The organism is Paraconexibacter sp. (genome assembly GCF_041602235.1).
GTDB lineage: Bacteria > Actinomycetota > Thermoleophilia > Solirubrobacterales > Solirubrobacteraceae > Paraconexibacter.
Genome location: NZ_JBFIGP010000243.1, coordinates 1 through 5,600 on the forward strand (window position 1 = coordinate 1; position 5,600 = coordinate 5,600).

At 71.5% G+C, this 5,600-nt stretch carries 4 protein-coding genes; 1 reads left to right on the forward strand and 3 read right to left on the reverse strand.

Annotated elements, in window-relative coordinates; all coding sequences use genetic code 11:
- The 3 genes from ABYE80_RS16100 to ABYE80_RS16110 all read right to left on the reverse strand — a co-directional run.
- Positions 1–1,355: acyl-CoA synthetase (locus ABYE80_RS16100; protein WP_372791322.1), on the reverse strand; the 1,355-nt coding region annotated here is incomplete at its 3' end.
- A 3-nt stretch (positions 1,356–1,358) separates the two neighbouring features.
- Positions 1,359–3,347, reverse strand: coding sequence for an acetate--CoA ligase (gene acs / locus ABYE80_RS16105; RefSeq protein ID WP_372791324.1), 1,989 nt, complete (start codon positions 3,345–3,347; stop codon positions 1,359–1,361).
- A gap of 129 nt (positions 3,348–3,476) precedes the next feature.
- Positions 3,477–4,433 (reverse strand): hypothetical protein, encoded by a 957-nt coding sequence (locus ABYE80_RS16110; protein WP_372791325.1) that lies wholly within the window; start codon positions 4,431–4,433, stop codon positions 3,477–3,479.
- A 96-nt stretch (positions 4,434–4,529) separates the two neighbouring features.
- Between ABYE80_RS16110 and ABYE80_RS16115 the strand changes: the two genes are divergently transcribed.
- A partial coding sequence (locus tag ABYE80_RS16115; RefSeq protein WP_372791326.1) for a trans-acting enoyl reductase family protein occupies positions 4,530–5,600 on the forward strand: 1,071 nt, incomplete at its 3' end.

The window sequence follows — 5,600 nt, forward strand, 5'->3', positions numbered from 1 at the left end:
GGCGACCCGACGGCGGCGGCCTCTGCCACGGCCGGATGCTCCAGGCAGGCGGACTCGACCTCGAAAGGGCCGATCCGGTACCCGGCGGCGATGATGAGATCGTCCGCGCGGCCCTCGTACCAGTAGTAGCCGTCGTCATCGGCGCTGGCGGCGTCCCCGGTGTGGAACCACGGGCCGCCGAACACGCGCTCGGTGTCCTCGTCGCGGTTCCAGTACCCGAGCGGGTAGTGCGGGTTGGACCGGGCCTTGAGGCAGATCTCGCCGCGCTCGCCGGGCCCGACGGGCTGCTCGTCCTCGTCGAGGATCGCCATCTCCCAGCCGGGGGTCGGCTTGCCCATCGATCCTTCCCGGACCTCCATCCACGGGTAGTTGGCGACCATCGGGTAGCTCTCGGTCATCCCGTAGTAGTCGAGGACCGTGAGCCCGTACTGCTCGCGGAACCAGCGGATCGCCTCCGGGTTCAGGGGCTCACCGGCGCTGCAGACGATCCGGAACCTCTGCGGGTACCGGCTGCCCGCGTCGGCGATGCCCATCATCGAGCGCATCGCCGTGGGGGTGGTGAAGACGTTCGTGACCTCGTGGCGGGAGAGGAAGTCGAGCTGCTGGTCTGGGTCGAAGCCTCCCTGGCGCTGCAGCACGCACTGGACGGCCCCCAGCCGCCACGGTCCCAGCAGGGGAGCGATGCCGGCCGCCCACGCCCACTCGCCCATGCCGTGGAAGCGCTCGCCGGGCTGGACGTCGTGGGAGTGCTCGAACTCGTTGTGGGCCAGGAGGTAGCGGTGGGCGTGCAGGATGCCCTTCGCCAGGCCGGTGGTGCCCGAGGTGTAGTAGAGCTGCGCGGGGTCGTCGGCCGCGGTGTCCGCGACCACCGCGTCGGTCGGCGCGCCGGCGAGGAGCCCGTCGCCCTCGTCCAGCACCAGGACGGTCTCGACGAGCGAGGGGTCGAATCGCCCGACGTTGGCCGCGTCGGTCACGAGGACCTTGGCGCCCGAGTCCTGCAGGCGATGCTTGATCCCGTCGTCCCCGTAGAGCACCGACATCGACAGCAGGATCGCCCCGAGCTTCCACGTGCCGAAGAAGATCGCGGCGGTCTCGGGCGACGGCGGCAGCACGACGGCGACGCGGTCCCCCTTCTCGACGCCCGCAGCCCGGAGCACGTGGGCCGCCTGGTTGGCCAGCTCCTGCAACTCGCCCCACACGACGTCCCGCCGCAGCCCGTCGAAGCGCTCGTAGACCATCGCGAGCTGGTCGGCGGGGTGCTTGTCGCAGACGTCCTGGGCGATGTTGTAGCGCTCGGGCACCTCCCAGACGTGCGCCGCGCGCGCTTCCTCGTAGGTCCGCGAACCCGTGCTCATCGATCAGTCCTCCTGCGACTGCGCCTCGTGGATCTTGCTCTCGAGCTGCGCCATCACCGTGGGGTCACGGAGCGTGGTGACGTCCCCGAGCGCACGCCCCTCCGCGATGTCCTTCAGCAGACGGCGCATGATCTTGCCCGAGCGGGTCTTGGGCAGATCGTCGGACCACACGATCCGCTTGGGACGTGCGAGCTTGCCGATCCGCGCGGCGACGTGCTCGCGGATCTCCGCCTCGATCTCGGGCGTGCCCTCGTAGTCGCCCTCCAGCGTCACGAACGCGCACACCGACTGGCCGGTGTCCTCGTCGGACTGCCCGATCACGGCGGACTCGGCGACCATGTGGTGCGAGACGATCGCGGACTCGATCTCCGCCGTCGACATCCGGTGGCCCGAGACGTTCAGCACGTCATCGACGCGCCCGATCACCCAGATGTAGCCGTCGTCGTCCCGCTTGGAGGCGTCGCCGACGAAGTAGGTCCGCGGCCCGAACTTCGCCCAGTAGGTCTCGACGTAGCGCTCGTCGTCGCCGTAGAGGGTCCGGAGCATGCCGGGCCAGGGCTTCGTCAGCGTCAGCAGCCCCTGCGTGCCGTCCGGCACCGGGGTGCCGTCGTCGGGCGACACGATCTCGGCGAAGACCCCCGGGAGCGGCGTGCCCGCCGAGCCGGGCTTGCCGTACTGGGCGCCCGGCAGGGTCGTGATCATGATGTGGCCGGTCTCGGTCTGCCACCACGTGTCGACGATCGGACAGCGCTCGCCGCCGATGACCTTGTGGTACCAGAGCCACGCCTTCGGGTTGATCGGCTCGCCGACGGAGCCCAGCAGCCGCAGCTTCGACAGGTCGTGCGCGGCCGGCTTGTCCGCGCCCCACTTCATGCACGCGCGGATCGCGGTCGGCGCCGTGTAGAAGAGCGTCACGCCGTACTTCTCGCACAGCTCCCACCAGATGCCCTGGTGCGGGTAGTCCGGCGCGCCCTCGAACATCACCGAGGTGGTCGCGTTCATCAACGGGCCGTAGACGATGTAGGAGTGACCGGTGACCCACCCCACGTCGGCCGAGCACCAGTAGACGTCCTCCTCCGGCCGCAGGTCGAAGACGTACTTGTGGGTCCAGGCCACCCCGGTCAGGTAGCCGCCGGTGGTGTGCAGGATGCCCTTGGGCTTGGCGGTCGAGCCGGACGAGTAGAGGATGAACAGCGGGTGCTCGGCGTCGACGGGCTCGGCGGGGCAGTGCACGTCGGCGGCGGCCAGCGCCTCGTCCCAGTAGACGTCGCGTCCGTCCGTCATCGGGCAGTCCTCGCCGGTGTTGCGCACGACGAAGATCGTCTCGAGTGTCTCGAGCGACCCCATGACGTCGTCGACCGTGGACTTCACGGGTGCCGTCTTGCCCTTGCGCCGGCCGTGATCGGCGGTGATGAGCGCCTTGGCGTGGGAGACCTCCATCCGCTCGTGCACGGACTCCGCGCTGAACCCGCCGAAGACGACGTTGTGGGGGGCGCCGATCCGGGCGCACGCGAGCATCGCGACGACCACCTCGGGGATCATCGGCAGGTAGATCCCGACCACGTCGCCCTTGCCGACGCCCCGGGCCTTCAGGGCGTTCGCCGCCCGCTGCACGTCACGGTGCAGGTCGGCGTAGGTGATCGTGCGCTGCTCACCCTCCTCGCCGTGCCACAGGAACGCGACGCGATCCCCCAGCCCGGCCTCGATGTGCCGGTCGACGCAGTTGTACGACGCGTTGAGGGTGCCGCCCTTGAACCACGTGTAGAAGGGGGGGTTGCTGTCGTCCAGCGCGGTCTGCGGCTCCTCGAACCAGTGCAGCTCGCGGGCCTGCTGCGCCCACCATCCGACGGGGTCGGCCGCGGCGGCCTCGTGCAGCGACCGGTCGTGGATCCTGGCGTGCTCGGCGAAGGACGCAGGCGGCGGGAAGGTCTCGATCTCCAGCAGCGCTTCGAGATCCTGCTCCAACTGCATGGCGCCGGGGGCCTCGGCCATCGACATCTCCTCCTGGGGTGATGCTCACGGGTGGGTACCACCCGATCATGCCCGATCGTGCTCACCTCATGCCAAGGAGATCGCGACGGGACGGACCCGCGGCGAGCGATGCGTCGCGCGCGCCGCTCCCTAGCGGCGCTTGCGCTTCTTCTTGGACGACGGGTGCGGCGGCCGGACCGGCGTACCCGGTGCCGGCGGCGGCGCATCCTTCGGGGCTTCCGGCGCGTCGACGCGGTCGGCCTTCTGACCCGCCGCCGCGCGCTCGCGCTGCTCACGGAGCTCCTGCTGGGTGGGCCAGGGCTCCGCGCGGCCGGTCTGCCACGCGGGCGGCAACCCGCCGCCGGGCCAGTACCCGCCGATCAGCAGTCCCATCGCGATCAGCCAGAACGACTGCACGACGGGGAGCTGCCCGCCGAGCGGGATCACGAAGAGGACGCCGACGATGATGCCGAGGGTGCCCATGAACCGCGTGAGGAGGCCGGCGCGCATCGCGTTGAGCGCGACGAGCACGAAGGCGAAGCCGATCGCGAGCAGTCCCACCTGTCGCAGGATCTGCGACACGACGAGGAAGTCCGACCGCAGCGCGTCGTGGGCCGCCTGGGTGGAGAGATCGCCGCCGCTGACGAAGTCGCTCGCACGGACCGCCACGACGACCTGCAGCATGAGCTCGCTGACGGCCATCAGGACGGGGCCGGCGACGACCGCGTAGATCACCGACCGCGGGAACTCCGCTCGGCGCGCCGCGGTGGCCTGCGCCAGATAGGCGAGCGTGGCCCCCATCAGCAGCGCGCCGAACGCGAGCGCCACGCTCAGGACCAGCAGCTCGACCATGTGGTCGTCGTAGAACTGGATCTGCAGCGTGCGGAGGCCGGGCCGGCCGATGTCGAGGCCCGCCGCGTCACGCAGGGCGTCGAGCAGGAGCACCCGCGGGAAGTCCTGGTAGATGAGGCCCGCGGCGATGCCTCCGCCGAGTGTCAGGAGGCCGGCGAGGACGCTGGCGATGGCCACGCGCACGCGCCACTCGCTCTCGCGAGCGAGGATGTCCTCGACGGGGATGGCCGTCTCGGTGCTGCTCGCTCGCGCCACGGGCAGGATTGTAGGCGCAGGCTCTGCGATCTGCGGCGTCGTGAGCGCGGCCCCGCCGGGGACGGACCCGGCACCCGGTCGGGATACAGTCCCGCGATGCCCGACGCTCCCACCGGCCCGTCCGCACCGATCGCCGTCTACGGCGCCACCGGGTACACGGGTCGGCTCGTCGTCGCCGAACTGCTGCGGCGTGGTCACGAGGTGGTCCTCAGCGGACGCTCGGAGGGGTCGCTCCGTGAGGTCGCGCACGCGAACGGGCTCGCGGACGACGTGGTGCGGCCCGCTCGCAACGCCGACGAGGCCGCGCTGCGGGGCGCGCTCGACGGCTGCGGCGCGGTGATCGCGTGCGCGGGGCCGTTCCTGGAGGTCGGCGAGCCCGTCGTGCGCGCGGCGATCGCCACCGGCACCCACTACGTCGACACCACCGGGGAGCAGCCGTTCATCAAGCGCTGCCTCGACGTCCACGGGCCCGCGGCCGAGAAGGCTGGGGTCGCGCTGGTCAGCGGGATGGGGTTCGACTACCTGCCCGGAGACCTGCTGTGCGCGGTCACCGCCGCCGACCTCGGCCCGCTGCGAGAGCTGCGGATCACCTACGCGGTGCAGGGCTTCGGCGCGACGCGCGGGACGATGCACAGCGCGCTGCTGATGATGAGCGGCGAGGAGTGGGAGTACGACCACGGTGCGTGGTCGATCGCGAAGCTGCGCCAGCCCCTCGGTGAGCGCGTCGACATCCCTGGGCTCGGAACGGTCCCGGTCGCGCGCTACCCCTCCGGGGAGGTCGTCACCGTTCCCCGCCATGTCGACACGCCGCGCGTCGTGTCGCGGATCACGGCGGCGACCTTCGCTCCGCACCCGCGGATGGCCCGCGCGGTGCCGGCACTCACGCCCGGCATCGCGCTGCTCCTGCGCACCCCGGTCCGGCGCCTGCTGGATCGGGCGATCGACCGGCTGCCCGCCGGCCCGGCCGAGGACGAGCGCCGCGCTGCCGCGTACACGCTCGTCGCCGAGGCCGTCCCCGCCGACGGGTCGCCCTCCCGGCGCGGCGTGCTCCACGGCACCGACATCTACGGGATCACCGCTGTCACGACGAGTCACGCCGCCGGGATCATGGCCGCCGCCGGGTACGACCGCGCCGGCGGGCTGGCTCCCGCACAGGCCTACGATCCC

Coding starts and splice junctions, on each gene's coding strand:
- acs (WP_372791324.1), bottom strand. CDS start 3,347: ATGGCCGAGGCCCCCGGCGCCATGCAGTTGGAGCAGGATCTCGAAGCG.